The sequence below is a fragment of the Spirochaetales bacterium genome, assembly GCA_016930085.1.
Classification (GTDB): Bacteria; Spirochaetota; Spirochaetia; order SZUA-6; family JAFGRV01; genus JAFGHO01.
Genome location: JAFGHO010000058.1, coordinates 1 through 4,548, shown reverse-complemented (window position 1 = coordinate 4,548; position 4,548 = coordinate 1). Strand labels below are relative to the sequence as shown.

Here is a 4,548-nt window from a genome sequence, read left to right as displayed (position 1 = left end):
GCATATCACTTTGCGTAAGCATATCACTTGTGCAAGAATCTCAGAAATGTGATAAAATGTCAACACGAAAGCCTTTATTATTCGGCCGTATTGAAAAGTGATACGTCTTTCACCTTTTTCCATATGTCATTCGCATAAAAATAGCCGAATCAGACTGATTCATAAACCCTGTCATTGTTCCTTTTTAAGTTCGGAACCGCAAAAACGGCAGAACCGTGAATCGTCTTCAAGTCCCGTTTTTCCGCATTCGCTGCATCTGTTTTTTCGCCTCGATGATTCCAGAACAAAGGACGCGGAAAGGATACCGGTGGGAACGGCGATAATACCGTACCCCATAAGCATGATAATTGAGGCGATTGTCTGGCCGAGAACAGTCTGAGGAGCAATATCCCCATAACCGACCGTCGTGAGGGTGACGATCGCCCAGTACATGGATTTCGGAATATTGAGAAAACCGTGATCGGGTCCTTCGATCAGGTACATGGCCGATCCCATGATAACGACGATCGAGAGAACGGTTCCGATAAACACGACAATTTTTCGGAATGAACGTTTCAGGGCATGCAGGAGAAAATTCGACTCGCCGATATACCTCCCGAGCTTGAATATCACGAATATTCTCAGCAACCGGAAAACACGGATAAAAGTGAGCGCCGGTGCGCCGGTTATAAAGACAATGACGAGGTTTGGAAGAATTGCGCAAAGATCGATAATTCCGAAAAAGCTTTTCATGTATCGAAGCGCGTTCCTCGAACAGTAGATCCGGAGCATGTATTCTATTGTAAATACTATGGTAAACAACCACTCGATCCCGACAAGGAGCCACCCGTAACATTTCCGAATTTCTTCGACGCTGTTGAGAAGCACGGCCGCCACGCTGAAAAGGATACAAAAAAGCAGAACGATATCGAACCCCTTTCCGGCTTTGGTGTCCGCTTCAAATATAACGATATAAAGTCTTTTTCGAATGCTTTGCAGCGAAATTCGTTTTGCCATTACATCCTCCTTGACCTTTTAATTTTGACAGTCGGTATCGCATATAGTGCAAGAATAATCGAGCGTCTGTCCGGCTTACCTATTATTATAAATAATTACGCCGGGAAATTTTATCCCGATACCGGGTTTTTATTCAAGCATACGATACATACTCGACCCAAAAAGATACGCGCCGGTATTTCATACAATACCCCTTTTGGGGCAACAGCGTGAGAGAAAACCGATTTTTTACAGTGTTGCTGCCAGGCGCTACATTGTCGCTATTTATATAATCGAAATGAAAACGCAGGGCACTCTCTATTCAGTAAGAAGAGACTGCGGGCTACGAAGGTATTTACAGGCGATATGAACATTGCAATATAAATTTGTCGTTGACACGACTCCCCGCATTGTGATACAAAGGACAACTGGAGTAAATATAATCCACGCTGAGGTCGTACGGCGTGAAGATGGGGTAAATAGAACCCCATGGTTTCAATATCAAACATAAGGAGTGCATATGGGAGGAGGAATCATACACGCCCAAAAGGCAGCCGGTGATGTTTATTTTATCAATAATCAGGGGAAAGAGGTGATCGACCCGTCAAAGGACGTCGAGGTAAAAATGGATGAAGATTTCCCCGGTGTAATAATTTCCGATGCGATTGAAGAGGCAAAACGCTTTGCAATCGGTGCCATAAAGAAGAAAATTGCGCAGAAAATGAGGGGTTTTGACTGCAATGCGGTCGTAAGAAATATAAAACTCGAATACAAGATAAAATTCGGATTCAAAGGCCAGGAGCTGGATCCGGAGAGGGAACTGATTTTTAAAGCCGGAGATCAAATTGTCAAAAAGGGAGAACATGGAACGGAGTTTTTCTGGATCAAGGAAGGTATCGTGGAAATCGAGGGTGTCGAATACCATGCCGGCAGTGTGTTCGGAAGGGCCGCATTCAGTGATCAGATAAGAAAGAAAGACGCATATGCAAAAACAGACGCGGTCGTCATCGCGATCAACAAGGATCATCCCGATCTGGTGGATAAAATACCGATACTCCTTGAAAAATTCGCCCAGGAGGTCCAGCGGATAAAAAGGGTCAGGCCGAAAGCGAAAATCGACAAGATCAACCTGGAGGACTAGGTATCTCCTCACGGACATATCCTGTTTTTTTCGTCCCCATTCCTGTTTGTCCGGTATAAGGTTATTTTTCATAAGTTTTTGCCTTTTTTTTATTGAAAATCACTATCTCATACCCTTATATTAATACTGAGAAAGGAATTTCTTGGAAATTGGTCCGGACCAGGCATCAGAGTGATGAATTCTACAACAAATATCATGATCTTGATGTTTCCTTTGCCGGTAAAGTCATTAAAGCGATCCGGATGATTCCCCAAAAGACATATTTGAGATTCTCAGGTGAATCCATTCCCTGTATTCTCTACTCATCTTCCTTTTCCGGCGCCCGAATCATTATTCCACTCAACAAGAAAACCTGTGAGAAAATCAGCCTGGGTAATAAAACGGCAACGCTTAACCTCTCGTTTCTCGATACGCAGGGAAAAGATCCCATTTCGATTTTTATCAATGCAAAAATAACGGGCTTCACTCCGTATAAAAGCGACCGGCCCGACATTAATTTTGTCACCCTCAGATATTCCAACAAACCGCCGGATGAATTGATTTTCAGGCTCGGAGAAGTATGCGAATCACTCAACGATATGTCACGGCGAAAAGAACGCCGGTTAATCATTGATGACGAGAAAGCGGTGTCGATGAACCTGCGAACGGACAAAATATCCCTTTTTTGCGACGGTAAACGAAACAACTGCATCATCAGGGACATCTCATATTCCGGCGCAAAAGTGATCACGCGGGGAAACCCGGAAACGTATCTGGATAAACGGGTCATGCTCATCCTCAATGTAAAAGGTGTTAACGGTATCGGCGAGATGCTCTGTTCGGTTGTACACTGTGAGGGGATTCATACCTATGACGCGGAAAACTTTATCGCCTTAGGTCTGAGATTCGATATGGAAGGAATACCGGAATCCTATAAAACGTGGCTGAAAACATATCTGGAACGATTTTGAAAAAAAGAATACGTGACCGTTTTTTAAAATCGGTCATTCCCGCTTTCAACTTCCGTTATAGTGGTATCATCAAGGAATTGTCGTAATATCACCAATTGCTCGTGGGTTATGTCATCATAACGAACACCATACCGGTAGAGCGTGTTATCGATTTTCTTGAACCAGATGACCGTACCGACAAGGACGACTTCATTCTTATCGGGAAGAGAAATATCGAGGAGAAGCTTCGAATCCAATTGCAGGAGTTCGTACGATTCAAATTTTATTCCTCCAAGGGAAATATCCTGTGAATACACCTGCCTGACATCGGACTGCCTGAATGCGATGTTCACCGGTTTGAAAAAAATCTTTAATGACTGCGTATACCGAATGTATCTTCTGTTCTCCGTTCGGCTTTTGATGATGCAATCTTTTCCGGCGAATTTGGCGGCGTAGAGGGCCTTGTCCGCATTCCTGATAAGTTTATTCGCGTTCATGCCGTCAAAAGGATATGAAGCAATGCCCCCGCTGAAAAATATTCTATGTTTTTTAAAAAAAGAATTGTTTCTGATCGTATTTCGCAGCCGTTCTGCAAAAACCAGGGCACTGCCGCCGTTCGTTTCCGGCAGGATAAAGACAAACTCCTCGCCGCCATACCGGCAGAGGATATCTTCTTCCCTGCAGCTTTCTTTCAGGCCGGCACCCAATTTTTTCAAAACAATATCACCGAATGGATGACCTTTCGAATCATTGATAACCTTGAAGTTATCGATATCGATCATAAGGAGTGAAAATATCTTGTCATGCCGATGGGCTCTTTTCAGTTCCTTTTTAAGGGAAAGATCGAAGTATCTACGGTTAAACAGACCGGTCAGTGCGTCGACCATGGCCATTTTTTCCGTCTCCTTGAACAGCCAGATCTCGACGAGAATCGGCTCCGAAAGCATCCGGTTCAAATTGATAAAATAATCGAACATGGCGACCCTCAGGCCGACGGTACGGTCGATTTTGCTCTGTAAATATCGATAATTCTCGAAAATATTCTTCCAATGTTTTTTTGCCTCTTCTTCCGAAAAACTGAGATGGACGAACAATTCAAGCAGATTCGCATAAAGATACTCATCCATATTTTTCTTCTTAAGTTCATCGATATTTTTGATAAGCATTGTTCTGCTTTTTTCGTCTTCCATGAGAAGAGAGGAGACTTTCTCCTTGAGAAATGTTATAGTGTCCTTTTCTTTTTTCATACCTGTTCTTTTTTATTTTTTTTATATTATATCATGGGTGATGTTTCATTGCAACAACATTTCCATACTGAACGGGGTGCAGAGAAGACTTTTCCAGGATATTTCTATTCTTTGAAGCACTTCATGGCAGGTGCTTCCTGTCAAGCGCACCATAAAAAAAGCTTCCTTAAACGGAAGCCTTCTATTAATCATTACATTAAAAAAAAATAAATATGGGCGACACAAGACTTGAACTTGTGACCCCTAGCGTGTCGAG

General features: G+C 43.0%; 4 protein-coding genes. 2 read left to right on the top strand and 2 right to left on the bottom strand.

Annotated elements, in window-relative coordinates; all coding sequences use genetic code 11:
* Positions 1-171 precede the first annotated feature (171 nt).
* The gene (locus JW881_10130; protein MBN1697858.1) at positions 172-996 is read right to left on the bottom strand and encodes an ion transporter; all 825 of its coding nucleotides are present in this window, start codon (positions 994-996) and stop codon (positions 172-174) included.
* Between the two features lie 499 nt (positions 997-1,495).
* On the opposite strand from JW881_10130, the gene JW881_10125 reads away from it, so the two are divergent.
* Together JW881_10125 and JW881_10120 are read left to right on the top strand one after the other, a co-directional pair.
* The gene (locus tag JW881_10125) at positions 1,496-2,116 is read left to right on the top strand and encodes a cyclic nucleotide-binding domain-containing protein (GenBank protein MBN1697857.1); all 621 of its coding nucleotides are present in this window, start codon (positions 1,496-1,498) and stop codon (positions 2,114-2,116) included.
* 149 nt (positions 2,117-2,265) lie between these two features.
* Positions 2,266-3,066: a PilZ domain-containing protein gene (locus JW881_10120; protein ID MBN1697856.1), complete on the top strand. Its 801-nt coding sequence runs from the start codon at positions 2,266-2,268 to the stop codon at positions 3,064-3,066.
* A 23-nt stretch (positions 3,067-3,089) separates the two neighbouring features.
* Here the strand turns inward: JW881_10120 and JW881_10115 are convergent, their stop codons facing one another.
* The gene (locus tag JW881_10115; GenBank protein MBN1697855.1) at positions 3,090-4,292 is read right to left on the bottom strand and encodes a diguanylate cyclase; all 1,203 of its coding nucleotides are present in this window, start codon (positions 4,290-4,292) and stop codon (positions 3,090-3,092) included.
* Positions 4,293-4,548 lie beyond the last annotated feature (256 nt).

Excerpts from the sequence above, each read along its gene's own strand:
- JW881_10130 (MBN1697858.1), bottom strand. The coding sequence starts at position 996 with ATGGCAAAACGAATTTCGCTGCAAAGCATTCGAAAAAGACTTTATATC.
- JW881_10125 (MBN1697857.1), top strand. The coding sequence starts at position 1,496 with ATGGGAGGAGGAATCATACACGCCCAAAAGGCAGCCGGTGATGTTTAT.
- JW881_10115 (MBN1697855.1), bottom strand. The coding sequence starts at position 4,292 with ATGAAAAAAGAAAAGGACACTATAACATTTCTCAAGGAGAAAGTCTCC.